The 23,238-nt window shown below is 63.5% G+C and carries 23 protein-coding genes; 7 read left to right on the top strand and 16 right to left on the bottom strand.

The window, feature by feature from the left end:
* Both H7F49_RS04370 and H7F49_RS04365 read left to right on the top strand, forming a co-directional pair.
* Window positions 1–645: hypothetical protein (locus tag H7F49_RS04370; RefSeq protein WP_214647642.1), on the top strand; the 645-nt coding region annotated here is incomplete at its 5' end.
* Window positions 646–850: 205 nt separating this feature from the next.
* Complete coding sequence (locus tag H7F49_RS04365; RefSeq protein ID WP_185682342.1) at window positions 851–1,450, top strand: TetR/AcrR family transcriptional regulator; 600 nt, start codon at window positions 851–853, stop codon at window positions 1,448–1,450.
* Between the two features lie 30 nt (window positions 1,451–1,480).
* Here H7F49_RS04365 and H7F49_RS04360 read toward each other — a convergent pair whose 3' ends face one another.
* The 9 genes from H7F49_RS04360 to H7F49_RS04320 all read right to left on the bottom strand — a co-directional run bounded on the left by H7F49_RS04360 (window position 1,481) and on the right by H7F49_RS04320 (window position 12,883).
* Entirely contained in the window at window positions 1,481–2,998 is a 1,518-nt protein-coding gene (locus H7F49_RS04360; RefSeq protein ID WP_185682341.1) for a GH39 family glycosyl hydrolase, read from the bottom strand.
* Window positions 2,999–3,077: 79 nt separating this feature from the next.
* Window positions 3,078–3,824, bottom strand: coding sequence for an SDR family oxidoreductase (locus H7F49_RS04355; RefSeq protein ID WP_185682340.1), 747 nt, complete (start codon window positions 3,822–3,824; stop codon window positions 3,078–3,080).
* Window positions 3,825–3,855: 31 nt separating this feature from the next.
* Window positions 3,856–4,929: an NAD(P)H-dependent amine dehydrogenase family protein gene (locus H7F49_RS04350; RefSeq protein WP_185682339.1), complete on the bottom strand. Its 1,074-nt coding sequence runs from the start codon at window positions 4,927–4,929 to the stop codon at window positions 3,856–3,858.
* 25 nt (window positions 4,930–4,954) lie between these two features.
* Window positions 4,955–6,229 (bottom strand): cytochrome P450, encoded by a 1,275-nt coding sequence (locus H7F49_RS04345; RefSeq protein ID WP_185682338.1) that lies wholly within the window; start codon window positions 6,227–6,229, stop codon window positions 4,955–4,957.
* A gap of 409 nt (window positions 6,230–6,638) precedes the next feature.
* Window positions 6,639–7,454 carry an SDR family NAD(P)-dependent oxidoreductase gene (locus tag H7F49_RS04340; RefSeq protein WP_185682337.1) on the bottom strand — a complete coding sequence of 272 codons (816 nt, stop codon included), beginning with the start codon at window positions 7,452–7,454 and terminating at the stop codon, window positions 6,639–6,641.
* A gap of 144 nt (window positions 7,455–7,598) precedes the next feature.
* On the bottom strand, window positions 7,599–9,254 hold the full coding sequence (locus H7F49_RS04335; RefSeq protein ID WP_185682336.1) for an Hcp family type VI secretion system effector: 1,656 nt from the start codon (window positions 9,252–9,254) through the stop codon (window positions 7,599–7,601).
* Window positions 9,255–9,267: 13 nt separating this feature from the next.
* Window positions 9,268–9,810 carry a VOC family protein gene (locus H7F49_RS19485; protein ID WP_185686799.1) on the bottom strand — a complete coding sequence of 181 codons (543 nt, stop codon included), beginning with the start codon at window positions 9,808–9,810 and terminating at the stop codon, window positions 9,268–9,270.
* Window positions 9,807–11,153: a DUF1552 domain-containing protein gene (locus tag H7F49_RS04325; RefSeq protein WP_185682334.1), complete on the bottom strand. Its 1,347-nt coding sequence runs from the start codon at window positions 11,151–11,153 to the stop codon at window positions 9,807–9,809. The genes H7F49_RS19485 and H7F49_RS04325 overlap by 4 nt, the downstream gene beginning before the upstream one ends.
* A complete protein-coding gene (locus H7F49_RS04320; RefSeq protein ID WP_185682333.1) occupies window positions 11,150–12,883 on the bottom strand; it encodes a DUF1592 domain-containing protein in 1,734 nt (577 codons plus the stop codon). The genes H7F49_RS04325 and H7F49_RS04320 overlap by 4 nt, the downstream gene beginning before the upstream one ends.
* Before the next feature lie 20 nt (window positions 12,884–12,903).
* Between H7F49_RS04320 and H7F49_RS04315 the strand changes: the two genes are divergently transcribed.
* Window positions 12,904–13,467, top strand: coding sequence for a cytochrome c (locus tag H7F49_RS04315; RefSeq protein WP_185682332.1), 564 nt, complete (start codon window positions 12,904–12,906; stop codon window positions 13,465–13,467).
* On the opposite strand, the gene H7F49_RS04310 is transcribed toward H7F49_RS04315, so the two are convergent.
* Window positions 13,440–14,075, bottom strand: a complete 636-nt coding sequence (locus tag H7F49_RS04310; protein WP_185682331.1) for a TetR/AcrR family transcriptional regulator — start codon at window positions 14,073–14,075, stop codon at window positions 13,440–13,442. The two genes, H7F49_RS04315 and H7F49_RS04310, sit on opposite strands and share 28 nt — an antisense overlap.
* Window positions 14,076–14,808: 733 nt before the next feature.
* Here H7F49_RS04310 and H7F49_RS04305 point away from each other — a divergent pair.
* Window positions 14,809–17,238 (top strand): TonB-dependent receptor, encoded by a 2,430-nt coding sequence (locus tag H7F49_RS04305; protein WP_214647641.1) that lies wholly within the window; start codon window positions 14,809–14,811, stop codon window positions 17,236–17,238.
* A gap of 159 nt (window positions 17,239–17,397) precedes the next feature.
* Window positions 17,398–17,712: a hypothetical protein gene (locus H7F49_RS04300; RefSeq protein WP_185682329.1), complete on the top strand. Its 315-nt coding sequence runs from the start codon at window positions 17,398–17,400 to the stop codon at window positions 17,710–17,712.
* Window positions 17,713–17,740: 28 nt separating this feature from the next.
* Here H7F49_RS04300 and H7F49_RS04295 read toward each other — a convergent pair whose 3' ends face one another.
* The 6 genes from H7F49_RS04295 to H7F49_RS04270 all read right to left on the bottom strand — a co-directional run bounded on the left by H7F49_RS04295 (window position 17,741) and on the right by H7F49_RS04270 (window position 20,549).
* Window positions 17,741–17,962 carry a hypothetical protein gene (locus tag H7F49_RS04295; RefSeq protein WP_185682328.1) on the bottom strand — a complete coding sequence of 74 codons (222 nt, stop codon included), beginning with the start codon at window positions 17,960–17,962 and terminating at the stop codon, window positions 17,741–17,743.
* A 98-nt stretch (window positions 17,963–18,060) separates the two neighbouring features.
* Entirely contained in the window at window positions 18,061–18,567 is a 507-nt protein-coding gene (locus H7F49_RS19480) for an SDR family oxidoreductase (RefSeq protein WP_214647640.1), read from the bottom strand.
* A gap of 120 nt (window positions 18,568–18,687) precedes the next feature.
* A complete protein-coding gene (locus H7F49_RS04285; protein WP_185682327.1) occupies window positions 18,688–18,954 on the bottom strand; it encodes a YncE family protein in 267 nt (88 codons plus the stop codon).
* Between the two features lie 54 nt (window positions 18,955–19,008).
* On the bottom strand, window positions 19,009–19,311 hold the full coding sequence (locus H7F49_RS04280; protein ID WP_185682326.1) for a YncE family protein: 303 nt from the start codon (window positions 19,309–19,311) through the stop codon (window positions 19,009–19,011).
* Window positions 19,312–19,330: 19 nt separating this feature from the next.
* Window positions 19,331–19,654 (bottom strand): YncE family protein, encoded by a 324-nt coding sequence (locus H7F49_RS04275; protein WP_185682325.1) that lies wholly within the window; start codon window positions 19,652–19,654, stop codon window positions 19,331–19,333.
* 238 nt (window positions 19,655–19,892) lie between these two features.
* A complete protein-coding gene (locus H7F49_RS04270) occupies window positions 19,893–20,549 on the bottom strand; it encodes a TetR/AcrR family transcriptional regulator (RefSeq protein WP_185682324.1) in 657 nt (218 codons plus the stop codon).
* 125 nt (window positions 20,550–20,674) lie between these two features.
* Between H7F49_RS04270 and H7F49_RS04265 the strand changes: the two genes are divergently transcribed.
* Together H7F49_RS04265 and H7F49_RS04260 are read left to right on the top strand one after the other, a co-directional pair.
* Window positions 20,675–22,147 carry an efflux transporter outer membrane subunit gene (locus tag H7F49_RS04265; RefSeq protein WP_185682323.1) on the top strand — a complete coding sequence of 491 codons (1,473 nt, stop codon included), beginning with the start codon at window positions 20,675–20,677 and terminating at the stop codon, window positions 22,145–22,147.
* On the top strand, window positions 22,144–23,238 hold the full coding sequence (locus H7F49_RS04260; protein ID WP_185682322.1) for an efflux RND transporter periplasmic adaptor subunit: 1,095 nt from the start codon (window positions 22,144–22,146) through the stop codon (window positions 23,236–23,238). The genes H7F49_RS04265 and H7F49_RS04260 overlap by 4 nt, the downstream gene beginning before the upstream one ends.

Raw genomic sequence — 23,238 nt, 5'->3', positions numbered from 1 at the left:
CTTGACCAACAGCAAAGCATAGTGTCACAACACAGCGACGATCAGGTGCTCCACCTGCGCGCGATCAAATCGGAACACTGCGCGGCATCAGATCGGAATACATGCGCGCGATCGTCGGAATCCGCACACGGCGCGCTGCATCTGGCCGAGGATGTCGTGCATTTCGAATGGGAGAATGCGCCGGGTGGCGGCTCGCTCAAGACTCCAATCGTCACGGACTTTACTCGCACCGCCCAAGCCATGGTGCGCTACAGGATGAACGATCTTCTCGAATTGTCCAACGAGCCATGCCCGTGTGGATCGGCCTTCCAGAGGGTCAAGGCCGTGCACGGCCGCGCCGACGATATCTTCATGCTCGCGAACAGGAGCGGCGCGATTGTCACGGTCACGCCGGATGTCGTGCGCAACGCCATCGTCGATGCACACCCGGGGATTGCCGACTTTCGGGCGGTCCAGACCGGGCCCGCCGCCATAGCCATTAGCTTGGTGGGTGCGGAAGGAGACATCGCCAGCAGAGCCCGTGCCGCGCTCGAACGCCGGCTCGAGCATCTCGGCATAATCGCCGAGATCGTCGTGCATGAGGGCATCGCGGTGCCCTTCGACCGCAAACTGAGGCGGGTACGTCGCGATTGGTCGCCGGGCTGATCAGAGCTCGAGTTCGAAGCGGCGCTCGCCCGCCTCGGGCGGCTTGCCGTGGACGTGCTGCCAGATAAGCGGGCCCAGAACGTCGGCAGGGCCGGACGCGAAGCTGTGGGACCTGTCATGCCGCCTTACGAATGCGTACTTCCCATCCGCCGAGCCGTTGCGGGGGCCTGCTTGACCTTGGTTCGACGCGAGGCGAGGAGGCGATATGACCGATACGCGAGCCCGCCAGCGCATGTCGCGACCGGACGACGCCCGGGCAATCCGGTCGCGCGAGGCATTGCAGGCAGCGCTCCTGGCGCTGCTTGGCGAGTGCGCGTTCCACGAGGTCACCATTCGCGACATCACCACCCGAGCCGGTGTCAGCTATCCCACGTTTTTCAGGCGTTACGGCACCAAGGAAGAGCTGCTGAAGGACATCGCGGCTGGTGAGGTGCGCCGCCTGCTAGGCGCGACCGTCCCCAATATGCAGCGCGCTTCACCGGAGGAGAGTTTGATCCTGCTGTGCGGCTACGTGCATGAGCGTCGTACGTTGTGGAAGGCGCTGCTCACCACCCAGGCGGCTGGAGCGATGAGAGTCGAGTTCGCGCGGATTTTCGCCGAGATCGGCAACAGCCAAGACCTTGAGCGGAAGAACCCCTGGCTTCCCGTCTCGCTAGTCTCCCGATTTGTCGCGTCGGGCGTCTTCGAGATCCTGGCCTGGTGGCTAAGCCAGGAAGACGACTATCCGGTGCGAAATGTAGTTACGTTCCTCACGCAGCTGATCGTCGAGCCGACGCTGGTCTCGCGCGACGTGAAGCTCGACTGATCCGCGCAGCGCAGCCACCAGCGCCCGAGGTCAGATCTCGATCAAGGCAACGCCTTCGGGCGGCAGTTCGAGCGTGAGGCTTCCGCCGCGTCCCAGGCGTAGTGAGCTGGCCTCGGGGATGTCGGACGCGCGGCGTAGCGCCTCCATCTGTGCTGGGGAGGGATATTGCGGGCTGCCCATCTTCCGCCACGCGGGCATGGGAGATCCGCGGGCCTGATCAACGAACTGTACCCGTGTGATCTGACCCTCATGAGCGCCCGCCACCTGAATGTGCACGCGCTTGTTTGCTCCACGAACAGTTCGCGTACTGGTTGCTCCAGGAATTCCTGCTGCTTGTGGGACGTCGGCGAGGTTCCACACCAGCATTGCCAACTTCCCGTCATCGCGGCGAGAGGCCAATACCGGCCCGGCGCCTTTAACGCGGCGGTGACCCAGTGCATGCAGCAGCTTGTAGGTGTTGAAGCCCGGCCGAGCTACGCCCTGGATCAGCTGACCCCAGCCCATGTCGCCTTCCTTGAGGACATAACTGGGCGCGCCAAGTTCTTCGTAAACACCGGACATTGTCCAGTGTGACATACCCTGCACGTGAGGCAGACAATTTGCCACGACGTGAGCGATCATAGCCGGGCTGTCCGATCCCCACTCACCCAGCCACAATGGCTTGCCGGCAAATGGGGAAGCATCAATGATCCGCCGCGTCTTGGCCATGGCAGCCGGGATCACATCGTTCTGTGGCATGGACACACCAGGCCCGAAGACGGCTTCCTGCTTGTCGCCAGCATAAGTGTGTGTGGAGAAGAAATCGACAGGTGCGTTGTTCGTTGCACAGTAGTTCGCAAACTCAGTGATCCATGCTGCCGACGAGGTAGATGGTCCACCGACTTGCAGATGTGCATCGACTTGCTTAAGCGCCACTGCCGTAGCCTTGTACATGTCAAAATACTGCTGCTGATTGCCCGCCCAGAAAAACGCAAGGTTGGGTTCGTTCCAGACTTCGAACGGCCAGCTCCTGACCTTTGCAATCCCGTAGCGCGCGATGAGCGCCCTCGCGAAGGTCGTGATGAATCCCGCCCAATCATCATTGCTCTTCGGAGGCGTGATATTGCCGTTGTACCCAAAGAAGGTTCGTGTGCCCGAAGCCAGAGCCTTCGGCATGAAGCTGAGTTCTATAAAGGGCGCCACCTCTTGGGCAAGCAGGCCGTCGTAAACCTGGAAGACGTTCTGTAGGTTTATCTCAGCCTTTCCGCCGGTGAGAATGGATGGGGTGAACACGCCCATCTCGTCGTTGAAGATGCCGTGGAATCTGACGCGCTTCAGGCCTACCTCCCGGCGCCACCGGGCAAGGTCGGCACGCCACGCCTCACGCAAGGTTGTAAGTGCTCGATCCGATCCAGCACTTTCCTCCCAGATGTGCGGCAGATGTCCAGTCACCGACCGTGCATCGACCTTCACTTCGATCGTGTCTGGCTGAACCTGTGCGCGCAGGGGAGAGGCGACAGCTACCGCTCCGAGTGCGAGATTGGCTTGCAGAAATTGACGTCGGTCCACTGCAAATACTCCGTTTGTGTTCCTTGACGAGCAAGCTGCTGACCGGGGGCATTGTCCCAGTCACCTCAGTCGCAGGCGCTTACATGTACATGCCGCCGTTCACCGCCAGCACCTGTCCCGTCACGTAGGCCGCATCGTCGGAGGCCAGGAACGCGCAGGCGGAGGCGATCTCGTCTGGTTGGCCAGCTCGCGAGATCGGAATCATGGGTAGGATCGCCTCAAGTGGAAAGAGACCGGCTTCCATGGCCCGGTGCATCTGCGGGGTTTCGCACACCGACGGAGCAACGGTGTTTACGGTGATGCCAAGCGCCGCGAGCTCGCGGGCGAGCCCCTTGGTCAGGCTGATCACGCCACCCTTCGAGGCCGAGTAGTGGGCCATGCACATCCCGCCCGACTGACCTGCCTGCGAGGAGATCGACACGACACGTCCCCAGCCGGCTGCCGCCATGTCGGGAAGTGCCGCCTGGATCGTGTGGAACACGCCCGTGAGGTTCACATCGATGACCTGCTGCCACTGCTCGACAGACATGTGCTCGAATGGCACCATCGGCGCGATGCCGGCGTTCGGTAGCACGATCGAGATCGGTCCGAGCTCACTACGGATCGTCGCATAGGCTGCCTCGATTTCCGCTCGCGAGGCGACGTTTGCTTTGAGCGCAAGCACAGTCGCGCCTTCGGCTCGCAATTCGTCGGCGGCAGCCTTGAGCTGGTTTTCCTCGATATCGAGCATGGCCGTAGCATAGCCATCGAGTGCGAAGCGGCGGGCAATGCCAAGCCCGATTCCGGCGGCGGCGCCGGTCACGACGGCAACGCGGTTCTTGGTCATCCTGTTCTCTCCTGAGTTCTCGGTGTTGGTGCTAGCGGCGCGGTGCAGGCCCGAGCCGCGCGAAGATCTGGGGCAGGGTCGCTGACGTCACGATGCCGGCCGGTGCCGCGCATACCGCCGCGATGCTGTTGATCGGACGATGCGCCGTCACATTCGGCATGATGGCGGCGCGGGTCACCGGATCCGACCCGATCGGAAAGCGCATGGTGAGCTCGACCGGAGTGTCACCCTCGACCGTGATCTGCCAGCCGTCGTCACGCAGCGCCCAGGCCTTGTCGAGGTCGGTGGTCACGTACCAGTTGGACCGGAACCGCAGGACCGGTCGCCCGCTGCAAAACCCGGTGACGGTGTGGCGTTGGCCGCCCACGGTCCCTGCGTCGATGACCGTCTCGCGCAGTTGGACGGGCGACCGGGCAACGGCGAATTCGCTGCTCACCTCCACGTGGTCGAAGGGCAGGCCGATAGCCGCCGCCACGACGCCCAGCGAATGGCCAAACGTGGTATCCCGCTCCGTGAACTCGGTTCGTTCGAAGACCTGCGGAGGAGCACCGAACCCCATGATGTTGAGCAGCATGTCGTCCGAGCAGGTGTCCACGCAATCAGCGAACTCGTCGATCGTAAGCAGATCGAGGTTGCGCTGGAGCGAGAGCAAGGGCGGGATGAGGGCCTCGGTGACAAACCCTGGACTGCTTCCGGTCGCGTGCAGCGAGCTGTTACCCTCACGGCAGGCGGCTTCGACGCGCTCGCGAAGTTCCGGTGCCATCATCGCCGGGTTGAAGAAGTCGGCGCGGGTGGTCACTACGTTCGCGCCGCTCGCCAAAATACCGCAGAGTTCGTCCACATCGGTGCGGTCGGGCATGTAGACGACGCAATCGGGCCGAGTAGCAAGGAGAGATGGAACAACCTGGGTTGCCGCAATGCCGACCGGGGCCAATCCGCAAAGATCCCCGGCGTCCTTTCCGGCCTTGGCGTCCGAATAGACGCGAACGCCGACCAGCTCGAGGTCGGGGTGCTGGATGATCCCCCGCAGCGCGCTTGTCCCAACGGTGCCTGTGGCCCACTGGACGACGCGTAATGGGCGGTTATGTGATGTGTGTTTTGACAAGAGCAGGCTCCCGCAAATTGGCCAATCAGGCCCGTTCTAGCGAGACGTGGAGCTGCGCCAGCCCACGTACGATGAAGCTTGGCTCGAAGCTCAGCTGTCGGGCGCCACGCGGTCCATGATGTGCCTCGTCGAGATCGATATTCGAGGTGCGCTGCAGGAAATCGCGGAAGAGGATGTCCACCTCGGCGCGTGCCAAGGGAGAGCCGGCGCAGGTGTGGGCTCCACGGCCGAACGAAAGGTGTTCGCGAATACGTGGGCGGTTCAGGATAAATCGGTGCGGATCATCCCACCGACGAGGGTCACGGCTGATTGCGGCAAGTGCGATCGCGATCCGAGTGCCGGCCTTGATCTTGGTGCCGGCGATCTCGGTGTCGCGGCGACACAGCCGCGCGGTGATCTTGGATGACCCTTCCAGCCGGAGAACTTCCTCCAGCATGGCCGGCACCTGCTCCGGGTCGCGCCGTACGGTCTCCTGCAGCCCCGGCTCATCCACCAGATAGCGCATAGCATTGCCAATCAGCTTGGCGCTGGTGTCCTGGCCGGCTCCGAACATGAATGTGGAGAGGTTCACCAGATCCGCGAGGCTCGGCTTCGTGCCATCGGGATAGGCGGCGTGAACGAGTTCGCTCAGGATGTCCTGCCGCGGTGAGGTCAGTCGCTCCTGCAGGTACCCCGCGAAGTAGCGCGCCATCACGGCCATGGGATGGTCCGCTTGCGATGCAAAGTCGTTCTCCGCGCTGTCCAAACTTCCCGGCGGGGGCGCAGACTGGATGATGTCCATGAAGAACTGCCGGTCGTCGGCAGGCACGCCCAGGAGGTCGGCGATGACCATGGTGACGAATGGCGTCGCGATCTCGCCAATCAGCTCGCAGCTCCCGCGGCCCAAAGCCTGGTCGACCAGCTCCGCCGAGTAACGTCGGATGAAGGTCTCGTTGGCCTTGAGCCGCGAGGGCGTGAACAGCCGGTTGACCAGCGCGCGCAGGTTTGCATGTGCCCTGTCATCGAGATTCACCAGCAGATCATGGCCGATGATCTCGGTGCGGTGCGCTTCGAGCTGGTCGGAAATGTCCGGCCCCTCGGGCGTGAAGCTCAGTGGACAGGCAGCGCCTTGAAGCGCGATAGATGCAGAAAAGTCGGTCGTATTGAGGAAGATCGCCAGCGCCTCGGCGAAGCCGGTGACGATCAGATAGTCCTTGCCCGGCACCTGCGCGATCGGACCGAGGCGGCGCACTTCCTCGAAGTATGAATAGGGGTCGAGCAGGATCTCGGGATCGGTGAAGAAGTCTCGCTCGATCAACATGGCATGCCCTCTCCCGCGTTGCTTCCCGCGAGACCGTTGTGGCTCTTCGCGATCTTGGACCGTCGTACCCACCGGGTGTGGCGGTCACGCCGGGCTCGACTCACCGTCCGGACCTCCAATTTTGTGCCACACTATGTCGCACAAAGCGAGCGCTTCTGCGAGGACGCTGACCGTCGTTAGCCGCGGGCCGCGTCGGTCAGCGCGCTGGCACAAACGTGCCGATCACGCGGGGTCCGGGCGTGACTGCCCGGACCCCGCGTGATCGGCTGCGCCTGCCGCACTCGCGCAATCTCGTAAAATCGCTTCACTTCAGAGGGTTGTGGATCGCGCCTCGGATCTCATCTTTGGCTGGTCGACGAGGGCAAGTGTTGGTGAAGCAGCATGATTGTGCCCGCTGAGGGTCTCCTAGCTAGGCGGTTTCTGCTGCGTCCACGACAATGGTTTCGCCTGTGATAAAGCTCGCCATGTCCGACACGGCGAACAATACCGTCCGTGCGATGTCGTCCGGTTGTCCCACTCGCCCGAGCTTCGAAGTTATCATCGAGGGGATCGCTTCGGCTGCCAGTTCGGCCATGCGCGGGTCCTGCTTAATGAGCGCGAGATTGCCTTCCGTCACCATGAAGCTCGGCGCCACGGCGATGACACGGATCCGCTCTGGGGCAAGTTCGAGAGCGAGTTGTTTCGTCAGGCCTACCACCGCGTGCTTCGAGCTCACATAGGCGGAAAGCCCAGGTGATATCCCGCGCAGCCCGGCAAGCGATGCCACGTTGACGATGACGCCCCCACGTCCTTGCATGGCCTTTGCTGCCTCGCGGCAACCGGCGAAGGTCCCGCGCGCGTTTACGCTGAAAACATTGTCCCAATCCGCGTCGGTCATGTGCTGCAACGGAATGTGAGGAAACACCCCGGCATTGTTCACCCAGATGTCGACGCTGCCGAAGGCGTCCTTGGCATGGCTTGCCGCTGCAGCAATCGCGGCAGAGTCAGACACGTCCATGGCGATCGCCTCGACCATGGCGTCGTACTCAGCGGCGATCGCGGCCGCGGTCTGGCATGCCAGTTCCAGATTGCGATCGCCAAGCAGCACGGTCGCGCCGGCTTCGGCTAGACGCCTGGCAATCCCCTTTCCGAGGCCTTGCGCGCCGCCGGTCACAATGGCCACACGGCCTTTGAGCGAGAGGAGTTCGGCGAGGGGAGTGGACGAAAAGTCGGCGATGCTGGTCAAGGTCTTGCCCCGTGTCTGGATGGCACCGTGGCTCAAGCGAGCTGCAGGTTCGTTCCCGTCCTATGGGGGCCAAGTGCTCTCGTCCAGATATATGCGCCATACTATTGCATAAAGTTGTCTTGGTGGCTGAGGTGTGGCTTGGTGTCAGCGCGGAGTCGGTGGCGATAAACGACCGCCAGCTGCCAGTTGTGCATGCTGTTCAGGTGGGATGAACGCCGGCACGCCCTCCATCTCGTACGCCGCAGATAGGCCGTTGAAGATCCCCGTTTCGGGATCGCGCAATCCGTCAGCAGCCCGCCGAACGGCGTTGTACATACCGGGAGCGGTGAAGCCGATCGTGTTCTCGTAATCGGACGCCTGGAAGAACGCCATGGCGAGAAGCTCACGCCAGTCACGATAACCGCCCAAGGTGGCACTCAGCCCTCCTTCGGGGGTGAACTCTAGCCGCATGCGTGCCTGGTACAGCGACCAGGTTGAGGCAGGTCCCTCGTGCATGGTGACGAGCGGCTGGACGTCCGTGGTGATCACGCCATTGGTCATGCGCCCGCGAAAGCGGACGAAGTCTTGCGAGAACTCGGGGTTGGCATTCACGCCGAATGTGAAGTCGGGCAGCACGATCTTGGATGTGCCGTCCCGCCGGATTGGGTCGGCGCTGTAGAGCAGCGAGACGAACACTTCATTGTCGTTTCGCGGATCGTCGATACCGCTGACTTCAACCAGGATGGAGAGGCCGCCGGCACGGCGCAGCTCGTTGCCGATCATCGGCAGGAAGCCATTGCGACGCCAGCCCTCCACACAGCCCAACACGTTGAACAGCTGGTTGTCGATGCCCGTGCGGCCATCCGGGGAGACGTAGTTGGGATGCACTCGGGTAGTCTTGGGCGGGTGACCCTGACCGCTCCAGCCGTCGAGGTCGAACCCTCTCACCCGGTCTGCGACGGGCGCCACGTGACCGGGATCAGGCACGATCCCCGGCAACAGGATGACGTTCATCTCGTCTGGGCCCCGGTAGGGCATCACTGTGCTGCTCGCCCCGCCGCTGCTACGCAGGGCCTCGCGCTGCTGGGCCTGACGTGCGGGCGGCATAAGCGCGAAATACTCGTCTTGCGTCGGCTTGCGGTTCATCTGCGGGCATTGCTTCTCTCCCGCTTCCGCCACAGGTGCGAACCACGAAATCACGAATGACTTGCTGTCACCACGGGTGGTGCCCTTGCGCAGCGACGCGGGAGCTGTGCTGAGAGGAATCGGCTGCGGCTGGGGCTGGTAGTTCCGCCACTCGATCTGCTCGAAGCGCAGGGCAAGCGCCTGCTCCGGTGCGCTCTCGACAACCGGGCACAACAGCGTGACGTTCTTCAGTACGTACTCGTAAAACTCGGGCACGGTGCTCGGACGCGGGCCATGTTCCTGCGGGTGCCTCGCGAGGTCGGACGACTCTGCGAAGACCACCTCGGGGATGGGGCGACCCGCGTGACAGGCGGCCATTACACCGGCAAACGCGGGGCTGCCCTTGTCGAGTGCAAGCGAAAGCTGCGAAGCGCCCTTGGCGGGAGCCCGAGGACCGGTGAACTTGAGCCCGCTTTCCTTGCCCGAGATCCCGCGGATCGAGTTGCGCGGGGGTTTCGCGGTCCAGTAGTGGGCCTCGGCTCGAATCCAGTTGCGGTAAGGTGTGTGAGCGGCCCGTCCGGGGACGCCCGGGATGCTCAGGTAGCTCGGGCCGATGTAGTTGGCGAGGGCAGGTGTGCCACCCATTGCCAGCACCAGACCGGCAAGACCGTTAAGCAGTGGGTTCTTGCAGATCATCGGGAGCTCTTCATCATGGACGGGAGGCGGGTGGCGGCGACTGACGCGGCGCTGGCTTACTGTCGATCAGTTCGAGGCGGTAGCCGTCCGGGTCGGTCACGATCATCATTTGAATCGCGCCGTGCACGATCTGTATTTTACCTGGAGTGAAGCCGGCAGCCTGCAGTCGAGCATTGATCTCGCGAAGGTCGGCGACCCGTAGTGCGATCCTGTCGAAGCCGTGTCCATGCTCGATTCTGCGGGGGGGCGTGCTGTCTTTGTCGCTCAGGAGCATAATACCCGCATCGAGCGGATTGGGTCCGAAGCCGACCACCATGTCCGGCTTGCCAGGCGTACCGAAGCGCATGCGCAGCAACATGCCGAGGCCCTGGGTGTAGAACCGCAGCGAGCGCTCCGGATCGGTCACATAAAGCCCCGGACCGACCATCCCCACGAGGGAGGCGGCGGCAACCGGCTTCTCGGCAGCCGCTGTCGCGGCCGGTTCTTCGGCCCATGCGGGAGCGGCCATCGGGCAGACCCCGGCCAGCATTGCTGCGGCGGTGAGGGCAACTCTCACGCCATCACCTCGGTGATCGGGCGGGTCACCTCCATCGCGCCTTGTCCCCACGCGTTGACCGGCATTCCGATCACCTGCTGGATGGTCAGCCCGACGCGCGATGACGGGTCGCCGTTGCCTGAGATGTGCTGGCCGGACTTCCAGCGTCCGCCACCGCGACCTGCGACCAGGATCGGCAGATTGTCAACCGAGTGAATCTTCGCGAAGTTGCTTTCGGAGGTCGCCAGGATCAGGCTGTTATCGAGCAGCGTTCCGCTGCCCTCCCGGATGCCGTCCATGTGCTTCAGGAGGCTTGCGAAGGTCTCCATGCTGCGCTCGATGAAGAAGGTTGCGCGCGGCTGGTAGCCGAGCTTTTCATCGACCGGCTCCTCGTGCGTCAGCTCGTGGAAGGAAACCGGGTCACCCGGCTTGCGCAGGTTGGAGCCAGCATTCGACAGGGCGATGTTGAAGACCCGCGTCTGGTTGCAGGCCAACGCCATCACCAGCAACTGGGCCATCACGTCGTGCGTGCGTGTGGCGACGTCCCACGTAGGGCCCAGAGCCATGGCGCCGGGTTCCTTTGCCAGTTGGCAAGCTTCGGCTGGCGCCGGCTTCTCGAGCATGTGCTCGAGCTGCTGTTCGACCTGGCGCACCGAGGTGAAATACTGTTCGAGCCGTTGCCGATCCGCGGCACCCGCCGTGCGCATAAGTTCGTCCCGGTCGTCCTTGACTGAACTCAGTACACTCTTGCGCAACATCACGGCGGGGTCGGGGGTGAACTCGGCCTTGTTCGGATCCTGGAAGCCGGGCCCGAACAGCCGGCGATAAAGCTGCACCGGGTCCACCTCGCTGGGATTGACTGTCGATCCCGCACGCATCGAGTAGCTGACGCCCGACTGGCCCGTGCATGCAAGCTCGAGAGAACGGAACCGGGTCGACTGACCCATGTAGTCGGCCACCAGGCAATCGATGGTCGGCAGTTCGCTGGTGCCGCCGTTCACCCCGCCCTTGAGCGGGGCCGCGCCGGAAAGCGTGGCCATCACGCCCGACCAGTGTACCAGGTTCGGGCGCCCATCGAGCACGCAGTTGAAGTTGGAGAAGACCGTGACCTTGTCTTGCCACGGAGCGATCGGCCGGAGTTCGTCCTTGAGATCGTAGCCCGCGCCAAGCTTGCTGGGAAACCAGCGCGAGGTATTCACCCCGCATCCCCAGAACCATGTTCCGAAGCGGGTCGGCAGTGGCAAGCCGTTGGCGAGGGCCTCTCCGTTACCGTCCAGGAAGAGGTCGAGGAAGGGGAGGCTGACCGCTACGGCTGAGCCGCGCAGCGTGCCCCGCAAAAGGTTGCGGCGTGTCCAGCGGCTCATCGGGCTCTCCTGTAGAGTGAGGTCAAGGCGGCCTGATCGGGCGACGATGACGATGCCGCTGTTGCGGTCGTCGCAGGGCGGGTTGCAGCGATTGCATCGCTCGAGGCGATCAGTCGCATCAGTTCGGGGACGCGGTTACCCTGCGCGGAGAAGCGTGCATTGGCCTGATTGAGCCAGTCCGCATCCAGCGCCCGCGCCTCTCGTCCGAGCGCGTACTCGAAGACGCGTTGAACCAGGCAGGACGTGACGTCAGGGCTCTCGCGCAGAAGAGCTGTGAGCCCAAGCAGTCCGGAGTAAGGCTTGCCGTCGAAGGTGCCCGAGGCATCGATCAGCGCGGTTTTCTCGTGAGTCCGATAGCCACCCGTGGCGTCATAGTTTTCCAGCGACAGTCCGATCGGGTCAGTAACTCGGTGGCAACCGGCGCAGGCGGGGCTTTCCTGGTGTGCGAGCAGGCGCTGCCTGGCGGTCTGGTAGAGTGGGTTGGAATCGTCCTGCACGATGCTGAAGTTGACGTTCGGCGGCGGGGCGGGAACAGGCTGGCACAGCAGCAATTCGCGCACAGTCTTTCCGCGGATTGTCGGCGAGCTTTTTCCCTCGTGAGTGGGGTCAAGCATGAGGAACGCGGCCAGGCTCAGGATTCCAGCGCGCGGCTCTGTGGTGGGGAAGGTAAACGGCGCCCAGCCATCCATCGCCGCTGTCGGGGCGGGTACTCGGTATAGCGCCGCGAGGTTGCGATTTAGGAACGTTTGCCTGGTGGTGAAAATGTCGCGATAATCACCCTTGTTCACGATCAGCAGGGACACCAGCGTTCGCAGGGTCTGCTCCTGGGCGTCCTTGACCAGATCGTTGCTGAACTTCGGGTAGATCGCCTGATCCTTCACCAGGCCCTGAAACTGCTCGTAGCCGAACATGTCGAAGAAGAAGGCTCGCACGCCCTGCTCGAATCTGGGCGAAGCGATCATGCGCTCGATGACGGCCGCACGGCGGGCCTTGTCGGCCAGATCGCCCCGGGCGACCGCATCGAGCAAGGCCTCGTCGGGAGGAGCGTCCCACAAGAGGAAGCTGATGCGGGTGGCTAGAGACCAGTCGTCGATCTGACCCGGACCGCCGTTACGCTCCACCCGGAAAATGAAGTTCGGGGAAACCAGCAACCGCGACAGCCCGGCCGCTAGTCCTTTGGCGAAACTCCCCGACGCTTGCGTTCCCGCTTGGGTGAGCGCAACGACGCTCGACAGCTCACCGTCCTTCAGTGGGCGCCGGTACAGCATGCGGCCATAGCGCCCGAGCACATTTCGGGCGCAGTTCGCGCTGAACGTGCCGTCCTTGGGTGCACAGGGCATTGCCACATGCCCGCCCGCAACGGCGTCTGCGGCGATCTGACGACCGCGGAGTTCGTACTGCTCCAGACCCGTTGGGGTGACGGTTACATGCGCCGCGCCAATCGCCAGCAATCCATGCTCGCGGAGCGGGGGTTCGAAGCGGCCGGGGATCTTCAGTCCAGGGCCGAACGTCTGCTCGATGGCCCGCGCGTACTGGACCTCGTTAAGACGCCGCAGGCCCGCCTCAGCGGGAGCAATGGCGGGCTCCCTGACCGAAGCCTGAGGTGCGATAGCTTGTGATTCGACCGGGCTGGCGCTCGACGGAGCGAACGCAGTGATGGCGACCGAGGTCGCCAGGGCAATGACCGAGGCGGCACGCAGCCTAGGTCCCGCTTTCGCAAACAGGCGCATGCCTTGCTCTCCCACATGCATTGCTGAGCAATCGCTTAGCGAACGTCGACAAGCAGGGTCAAGAGTGCGATACGATGTCGCACAAAAAAGAGGAGGCTTCTTCGGCGATGTTGCGAATTCCGTTTTTGGTCCTGCTGCTTGCCGGGGCCTCTCTGACTGGGGCCATTCTGACGGCCCGTGCCTCGGCCGCTGACGCTCCGCCGTCACCCATGGCGGATGCCATCATCTTCGAACGCCAGGAAATCATGGGTCAGCTGCGGCGGGATTCCGATGTGCTGGGCGATATCCTCGCCGGGGTTCAGCCTGCCGAGCGACTTCCCGCAGTCACTGCGGCAATCGCACAAGGAGCCCGAGACTCGTTGGACATTTATCGCCAGCGGATCCCTGGGGGACGAACTCGGTCCGAGGCTTGGGCAGAGCACGAGAAGTTCATGGGGCAGATGGAGGCCTTTGCCCGCAACACGGAGTTGATGGCAAAGGCCGGCTCGAAGGGAGACCTAGCTGGCGTCACCGCTCTGGTGGTCGAGGCCCTGCCGTGCAAGCAGTGCCATGACCGCTATCGGTTGCCAGCCAAGCCGTCCTGATCGAAGGTCGACCGGAGCCAGGCAACCACCGCGTCGCGTGCGCTGCTGAAGCGTTCCGAATTAAAGCTTCCTGAGAAGGCGAGGCCTCTTGCGGCGGTCTGAAACAACGTCGCAAGCTGCTCGGGTGAGAAGCCAGCCGTGGCGATGTGGCGCCGGCGCAATTCCTGATCGAGGATCGCAGCCTCCCGAGCATTCAGTTCGGCGCCGAACTCCCGAATGAGCGTTTGCAGGCGCTTGCGATGGTTGGCGAGTGCGAGGAACTCCAGTTGCAGGGCTGCCGTCGTCGGATCGCAAGTGAGCTCGAATAAGGCCACCAATGGGTCCGGTTGCTGCGTCACCCAATCGAGCGCGGCCAGTTGCCGCTGTATGGCTTGGTTGAACAGCTCTTCGAACAGATCATCCATCGTGCGGAAGTAGTAGTGGACCGATTGCGGCTTCAGACCGGCGCGGCTCGCCAGCTTGCGCGAGGTGACTTGGGCGTAGCCTTCCTCGCGCATAAGCTCCTCTGCAGCGCGCAAGAGCAGTTTGCGGCTCTCGGTGTCTACATTGCCGATCCTGCGGGTGCCCTTCGGCTTGGTCGCCTCGGCAGATGTGTTTAGGTCGCGCATCGCGCGTTTGGCTCCTGCTCTGCATTTTGCTGCATGCACACGGGGTGCAGCATGGACAAGCCCGGGTTGGGTCTGGGCCTACGCTGATTGTCGAGCCGTCAACAGTTACCGAGCGCAGTACGCAACCGTTACGGTCCGCGCGACACGAGAAATAAGCTAGGTCATACACTTGCTTGTCGCTCGGCATCCTTCTGCCGGTCTCCTGGGGGACGAACGTCAAGCAAATGCGCGGACAATGTCCATCGCTCCAGCGATGTCCCGTCGGGGGGCGATGTCAGCGCGTGTTGATCACCCTCATATTTTATGCAACTCAGTGTCGCACAACATGAGTCGGGACGAGTGATCCAAAGCCCGCTTCCCGATCGAATTTAGCAGTAGATTCGCCGGGGCTCAGTGATCGCGAGGCGCGACCATGGCCCGACGGTGAAACGTGTGCGGAGGTGCGCGCAAGGTGATTTCGAGAATGCTCACCGCCAGTATTCCACCAGCTTCAGCTCACTGCGCCTTGGGTGTCAGCGCTCAAGTCCGGTCGCAGGAGACGGCGGGGCCTCCTCCCAAGTCTTCAGGGCCCCGCCGTTCTTTTTTTACTTGATCACTGGTCTGACGCATTTCGAAGCGTCGCCTCTTCGTGGAATTAAGAAACAAGGTACCTGCAGTAAAAATTCATACAGTAAAGCTGTTGTTTAAATATAATCAAAACGGTCTGGAGCCGAACTTGAAAAGGGAGAGGGTAATGCGTAATTTGCGAGCTGCAGTACTTCTGGGGGGGAGCACGCTTGCTCTTGCCACACCGGCTTTGGCGGATGAGCAGCCCTCGGCAAAGGCGGATAGTCTGGACGATGCTACTATCATCGTCACCGCCCGGCGACGTGAAGAACGGCTGCAGGACGTTCCTGCGGTTGTTAACGCCTTGGCCGGGGAGACAATCTCCAAGCTGAACCTTCAAGACTCAAAGCAGCTTCAGGACCTCGTACCTGGCCTGCAGCTTCGCACCGAGTCGAACGGCATCGGCGCCTCGGGCCAGATCCGCGGCATCCAGTTCGACGTAAATTCCTCGGCATCGCCGTCAGTCGCCTTCTTCCTCAACGACGCTCCGATTTCCGCCAATGCCATCTTGCAACAGCTCTTCGACATCGGGCAGGTCGAAGTCTTGCGCGGGCCGCAGGGCACGCTGCGCGGTAACTCGGTTCCGTCCGGGTCGATAACCTACACTGCGCGCAAGGCCGACTTGCAGGACATCGGCGTGGCTGGATCGGCCAGCGTCAGCGACCGGCATCATTACAATCTGAACGCAGCTTTCGGCATTCCGCTGATCAAGGACGTCTTGGCGGTCCGCTTCGCCGGGGTCTACGACAAGAGCCGCGGCAATCTCGTGCGGTCCATCGCGCCGGTTTCCACAACTGCCACCTTCGCCACGTCGCAGGACGCAAACCCGTCGAGCGAGACGTTGTCGGGCCGTGTATCTGTGACCTTCCGACCGACCGACTGGCTCAAGCTCGAGGGCATGTACCAGACGCAGGACGTCGACAACTGGGGTTACGACCAGTATGCATCGTTCAGCCTCTACAGCCCCGGAGCTCCTGCCAGTGCGGTGACGATCCGACCGCAGGACTTCCTGTCGATACAGGAATCGACCCGCACATCGCGTGCGAAGTTCCAGACCTACAACTGGCGCGCCGAACTGCGTGGAGCCGGACAGGTTCTGATCTATCAAGGCTCGAAGAACAACTTCACCAACAAGTCGGTGGCGAACCAGGACGTCGCGAACTTCCGCAGCAACTTCGACTTCTACCAGTTCAATGGCACGACGTCGAAAGACAATTCGCACGAGATCCGTCTGCAGAACGAGGAACGTGTGCTTGGGATGTTCGATTACATCGTAGGCTATTTCCACACCGACCAGGCCACGGACATTGATCTGGTCCAGCAGACCCCTGTGATGCTGCCTAGTTTCCTTGGCGGCGGCCTTGCCAGTCTCGCAAGCACCACCATCACCCGAACTCGCGACGGCAAGCTCAAGGAGAACTCGGTCTTCGGCAACCTGACCGCCTACATCGGTGACAAGTTGCAAGTGTCGGGTGGTGCGCGCCACATGACGATCACGTCGCCTCGCACCTTGCTCAACATCGGAGCTAACTCGGTGCCGTTCGATGCAGGCGGGGTCGACAAGGCGTGGATTTACACGGGTTCCGTGCGCTACAAGATCAGCCCTGACTTCATGGTCTATGCCAACACCGGAACCTCGTTCCGTGCTGGGCCGAGCATCTTCAACGGCGCGATCGTCAAGTCGCCGCGGCAACTCTCGTTCCTGAACCTCGGAAACGAGAAGTCGACCTCGTACGAAATCGGGTTCAAGTCCGGATGGCTCGACAACCGGCTGATCCTGAACGTGACCGCCTACCATCAGAAGTTCGATGGATTCCCATACAAGATCTCGAACGGCATCTATTTCCAGGACTTCAACTTCGTCAACAATGCCCTGGTCCCCGCCGTCACGAACTCCGCACAGTTCGGCGCCGCCGTGCCAGTCACGGTCAAGGGCATCGAAGCTGAACTGTCGTATCGCGCATCGGACCGCTTCAACATCGGGTTAGTGACGTCCTACGTCGACGGCAAGATCAAGAACGGCGTCATTCCTTGCGACGATCTGAATGGTGACGGTGTCCCTGACACGCTGACGTCGGCACCGACGGTTGCCCAGTTGCAGGCCGCCTATGGCAGCAACAACATCGGGCAGTGCACCGTCACCCAGCGCTCGGCCTATCAGGCTCCGTTCAGCGCCACCGCGCAGGCGGAATACAGGATGCCTGTCGGCAGCAAGCTTGAACTCTTCGGCCGCGGCCTGTTCACGTATTACGGTGCATCGCAGGTCGATCCGACAGTCAAGTACGACGACGTGGGCGCCTATGGCCTGCTCAACCTGTTCGGTGGTCTGCGGGCCAGTGACGGGAGCTGGGAGCTGAACGTGTTCGCTCGAAACGTGTTCAACACGATCCGAAACTCGCGGCTGACCTCACCTCAGGCCACGTCGTTCCAGGAGCTGCAGCCGCCAACTTTTCGAACCGCGGCCGGTCGTACCTTCACGAGCACCTATTCGCAGGTCTTCACAAACTTGCCTCGCGAAGTGGGCATCAACCTGAGGTTCGCCTTCGGTTCACGCTGAGCGTTCGCACGCGGCTGGGCAAACAATGGCGGTGTCGCAAGGCACCGCCATTCTCTTGCCAACCGGTCTTGCTGCGCGTTGCATATGCGGGGTCTGACGGGGACAATACTTGGGGCAGCGGCTTGGTCGCCCGGACGCCGCAACGTAGGAGATCAATTGATGACCTCGACAACGACCTCGCCGCTTAATGGCAACTGGGAAATAGCCCTGGCCACCCCTATTGGCCCGCAAGCCATGGTGCTGTCCGTCGCGGTTGAAGGCGGCGCGGTGTCTGGGTCGGTCGTCAGTCCGGAAGGCACGCAGGCCATCGAAGCCGCTCAGGCAGAAGGTAATAGGCTGCGGTTCGATCTGCGCGTCGCCAAGCCGATGAAGATCACGCTCAGCTTCGATCTTGAGACCAATGGCGGCAGCATCGCGGGCAAGTGCAAGATGGGCATGTTCGGATCTGCCAAGGTCGACGGCCAGCGCGCCTGATGCCAAATGAGTGTTCGACCGCTGCCGGTCAGGCGACTAGTTCCGCCAAAAAAGTGTATGACTTGGCGGCAGAGTCGATCCGAGGCATCGAGAACGGCGGTTCCTGCTCAACGAAGTAATGCTCGACCCCAGCGCGGTGGGCCGCGGGCAGGATCCGTTTCCAGTCGAACACGCCGCTGCCCACCTCGGCTGGTGTCATCTCGATCTCGTGATTCACCTTGTTGCCGCGAGCGACGTCCTTGACGTGCAACAGCTTGGACCGAGCGGCGCTTCAGGACTGGTGTCACGTCAGTGCTCTCCATTTGTGCCCGGTAGGGTCCGGATCTGCGACGGTCTGGGGCGGCCTGGTTAGGGTTTGCCCATCAAGTTCGTCAGCGGCGTCGACATGGCGCCGTCAAGCCGCACGGTCTGCCCGTTCAGGAAAGGCGTGCGCACGAAAGCTTCAATGAGGCTCGCAAATTCCTCTGGCTGGCCGAAGCGCTTGGGAAACGCGACGTTGCCGATGAGGGCGTCTTTCAACGCTTCGGGGGCGCCGCCGAGTCGGGGCGTCCAGATCGGCCCTGGCGCAATCGCCATCGCCCGCACCGCGATGCCCGCCAAGTCTCGTGCCATGGCCAGGGTCATGCCGACGATCGCCGACTTTGCCGCCGCGTAGGCCAGGGTTGCCTTCACGTCAGCTACCTGGATCACGAAACTGCCGTGCATGGCCTTCTCGGCCGGCGCCTCGATCAGGATGAGGCCCGGCATGGCTCCGCCCGGGAAAATCATGATGCTCGCCTTGTCGCCCATCGGCTGGACCGACGTCGCGCCGAAAACCGCCTGGTAGGATTTGGTCGCACGGGCGAGATCGGCCACAAACCAGCGCAGCTTGACTATGTGGGGATTGGCCGGCGCCGGTGCTGTGGCTGCCGGAAAGGGGCGCAGGCTGCGCCGATGACGCGTTGGTGAAGGCGATGCTGCCCAGGGTGATCGCGATCAGATGCTTCTGCATGGTCGTGTTTCTTCTCCACTTAATCCAAGTCCATCGCCGTTCTTGCCGACGGCTATACGGCGCAGGACCTTCCCGGTGATCCACTCCACGTCGGCGATGCGATCGAGCATCGTCTCCACGAGGTAGAAGCGCTGTCCATCGCGACTGAATGCCAGGGTGATCTGCATCGCCTTGGCCGAGCCGCTTATGGTGATTGTCCGCACCAGCCGGCGCGTCGCGAGGTCAAACACGCTGAGCGTGCCGGCGCACATGTTGGAGGTGATGACAAACCTGCCATCAGGGCTGATCAGGACGCGCAGAGCAACCTACGGTAGGTCGAGTGCGTCTATCAACCGGCCGCTCGGAAGGTCGATGGCGCGCAGCTTGCCGGCAGAAGCGTCGCCGACCCACAGTTCGTGCCCGTCCGGTGACAACGCGATGCCCTCAGGATACCCGTCGGTCGGGATGTCGGAGAGCTTCACCATCCGCCTCAGATCGAAAACGCTGACCGAGCCCGCCATGATGTTAGAGACGTAGGCTCGACGCCGATCGCGCGATACGGCGAGCATGTGCGAACCGGCCTGACCTTTCGAGGCAGCCGTGAACTTTCCCGTGGCCAGATTGACCACGACCAGCGATCGGCTGCGTTCAGCGGCGATAACGAGGTCGATTGTCGCGCAACCAGACGATGCCGTGGGGGCCCGCATGAGGGGCCAGGTCTATCCTATGGACCTGGCGACCCGTGGCGACGTCGAAGGGGTCGACAGTGGTCCAGCCATAGGCCGCGACGGCGGCGAGGCGACCGTTCGGCGAGACCGCCACTTCGTGGGGCGCCTTGGCGGTCGGTGTCCGGGCCCGCTTGGTCCCCGTGGGCAGATCAATGAAGCTGGCCGTATCATCGCCCTTGTTGCCGACGACGAGCGTACCGGCCCGCACCGGGCCGGAGAGCCCTGTCAGTGCGAAAGTCGCCACGAGCGTCGCTCTGAGCCAAAGCGCTCGCCGTGACCTCTGTCGCATGTCCTCCGGTCGTTCCATCGTATTGGCCGGAGACGCCTGCGCTCCGCCGGCAAGCGGAGCCAGGGCCCGAACCCAGCAGGTTGCAGCATGATCGCACGGGCGTGAGGCCTTCATATTTTGTGCTACACCGTGACGCACAAAGCAAGCCTGCGCGACTTGGTCCGTTACGGGAACTGCAATTTTCGGCCTCGCGCTAGGTCATCAGTCCCGCAGCTCTAGGGCACAGCCCCCGGCAGACCATCCTCGCCAAAAGTCCGGCGTAGGCCCGAAGTATGGCCGGGTCGCCCCGCCCCGGGGCTTCGTGGCCTTGGGTCGTCATTTGCCCGACCACAGTGTCGAACACGATCCGGGCGACCAGCTGGGGATCCTCCGCGTCCAGCTCGCCGTTGCGGAAGGCTTCGGCGAGCATATCCTGCAGCGGCTGGAAGATCATGTTAGCCGACGCCTCGCGGATGGCGTCGCGCAGCTGCGGAAGCAGATGGGCGTTCGTCACCAGCGCGCGCTGGAACGACAGCGCGGCGTCGCTCGAAATCAGGCGAAACACTTCGACCAGATAGTTGTACAGACGATCCTCCAGCGTCGCGGCCGGGGGGAATGTAATCGGGTTCGTGTCGACGAGCGCGCTCCGAGCGGCCGCAAGGAACAGGGCTTCCTTGCTGGCATACCGGGCATAGACGGTCTTGCGCGACAGGCCGGCCGCTTTTGCAACGGCGTTGAGCGATGCGCTTTCGCCATGCGCCACCAGGATGTTGCGCGCAGCGCTGAGGATGAGCCGGTCGATGCGGGCGGCTTCCTCTACGCTGGGGCGGCCCTTCTGCCGCTGCTCGGGCTCGTGCTGCTCGGTGCTCATCCGGTCTCCTTCGAAAGAACCTTAGCGCCAAGCCCGGTGACGGGTACAGAGATAAAAGAAACATACTTGTATATTTTAAGGCGCGAGGATAGGGGAGGACGGTCTGTCACAAGGGCCGAGCCAACGTGCGTTCCTCCAGCCACCGCCGCGACCCCACCCGCGCAGTCGCGATTCGATCACTTGCGATCGGACTTGCGGCGGCTTTCCCTGCCGCCTGCGCGCCGGCACTCCACGCCCCGCAACCGCAACTGGCGCTGCCCTCGACCCTCGAAACCGATGAAAACGCTCCCACGCGCGATGGTTTTGACCTCGTCAGGTGGTGGGACGCGTTCGGCGATCCCCAGTTGGCACAGCTTGCCGGAACCGCGCTGGAGCGGAGCACGACGATCCGCATCGCCTTGGCGCGACTCGAGCAGGCCCGCGCCACGCGCGCGCTGAGCCGGGCTGGAACGCTGCCGTCCGGTTCCCTAACCGGTGCCGCGACCGAGAGTGGCAGCGAGCGCGCTTGGGGAAGGGGGCTCACGGCGCCTGACAACGACAGCTATGCCGCCAACTTCGCGCCAAGTTGGGAGCTCGACTTGTTCGGCCGCCTGTCCGCGATCCGCCAGCGGGCCGACATCGACCGCGCCGCGGCAAGCTACGACTTCTACGGCGTGCGTCTTGCACTAATCGCGGACGTCGCCACCGCGCTGTACCAGGCACGGGCGACTTCGATTGATCTCGAGATTGCCTGCTCGGCCCGTGACTTGACGGCTGCACTGGCCCGAAACGCGGATGTGGCGGTGGCGCGGGGACTGTCGTCTGGGCAGGACCAGGCGCGCCTGCACGCCGACGCGGCAAGTTCCGCGGCCGAGGTCCTGCGTCTCGAGGGCGAGCTTCACGCGGCGCGCCGATCGCTGCTCATTCTCGTCGGGACGCCCGATGCACGCACCGATAGCATCGTCATCGAACCGCGCCTGCTGATGCCACCGGATCTGCCGGCCGTGACCCCCGGTATTGTCCTGACGCGTCGGCCGGACGTGCTGTCGGCCGAGCTGGCCGTCCGATCGGCGGTCCTCGGAGCCAAGATCGACCGGCTCGCGCTGTTTCCGCGTTTCGGCATCCAGGGTGGAGCGGGGCTGACCGCCACGGGTGGGCCTGCAGCCGGTGCAACCGGGCTCTGGTCGCTCGCTGCCAACCTGACCCTGCCCGTGCTCGACCGGCCGCGCCTGATGGCGCAGTTCCGCTTGAGCGAGGCTCGCGGCAGCGAGGCCGCCGTGCGCTACGAGAAGGCGGTCCAGACCGCATACGGGGAAGCCGAGAACGCGCTCGTCCGGCTCCGGGCGGGCCGCACTCGGTCCACCCAGCTCGAAACCGCCGAGGAGCAGGCCCACCGCGCCTACGACATCGCGGCGCGCAGCTACCGATCCGGCCTCACCGACCTGACCACCCTGCTCCAGACGCAGCGCACCTGGCTGCAGGCGCGCTCCTCGGCAAACCAGGGGCGGCTCGCCGTGCTGACCGGTGCCGTTGCCGCCATCCGTGCGCTCGGAGGCGGATGGAGCGCGGAACCGCAGCAGCCCAGTTCCACCCCGAAGTCCGATGGAACACAGCCATGATCGCCACGCCCGACCCGTTCACCCGTCTGCGCACCGCGGTCGCCTGTCTGCTGCTCGTCGGTACCCTTGCCGGATGCGGCGGTGGCGCCAAGCCGGCGGCGAAGGATGCACCGCGCCAGACCGTCTCTGTCGACCAGGTGGCCTTGCGCAACATCGGCGGCGGGACGGCTGCGGCGGGACGGCTCGTGGCGCTGGAGGAGGTCGCCGTCGCCACCGATGTTTCGGGCTACCGTGTCGCCCGCGTGCTAGTGGAGGAGGGCGCGCGGGTGCCGGCCGGTGCGCCGCTGGCGATCCTTGACGACAGCCTGCTGCGCTCACAGATCGCTCAGCTCGAGGCGCAGCTCGTCCAGCAGCAGGTTGCGGCCGAACAGGCTGCCGAGCAGGCACGGCGGGTCGACGGGCTTGACAGTTCGGGGGTGCTTTCGAGCGAAGCCATTGCTCAGCGCCGGTTTGCTGCCCGATCGACCGCCGCGTCGGTGAATTCAACCCGTGCCCAGTTGAACGACGCGCTCGTCCGCCGCAGTCACCTTGTCATCCGGGCACCCTATGCCGGCACCGTGATCGAGCGCACCGTTCGGCCGGGCGAAACGGCCAGCGCCGGAACGGCGATGTTCCGGATGGCGCGCGACAGGCTCGTGGAAGCCTACGCCGAAGTCCCCGAAGCGATGGCGGCGCGGCTCGCGGTGGGCGACCCCGCAAGCGTGAAGCTGGCGTCCGGCCGCCTTCTCGACGGACGGGTGAGGCTCATTGGCCAGCGGGTCGACCAGACGACCGGCGTGGTGATCGCCCGGGTTGCGCTGCCAATCGACCCTGAACTGCGGGTCGGTGGCTTCGCCGACGTCATCTTCGGTGGTGCCCGGACGGCTCCAGCAGTGCCGGACAAGGCCGTGCGCTATGACGCCGACGGCGCGTTCCTCATGCTCGTCGATGCCCGGCACCGGGTCCACCGCGTGGCGGTGGAGACGGGCGATCGCGCTGGCGGCTATGTTGAGCTGCGCAAGGGACCGCCCGTCGGGAGCACGGTGGCGGTCAAGGGCGCGGCGTTCACACTTGACGGCGATCAAGTCGCCATCGCGCAGCGGAGCCGCTGA

This window comes from Novosphingobium aerophilum, assembly GCF_014230305.1.
Taxonomy (GTDB): domain Bacteria; phylum Pseudomonadota; class Alphaproteobacteria; order Sphingomonadales; family Sphingomonadaceae; genus Novosphingobium; species Novosphingobium aerophilum.
The sequence above is the reverse complement of the archived record's forward strand: the minus strand, read 5'-3'. Positions and strand labels throughout refer to the sequence as shown.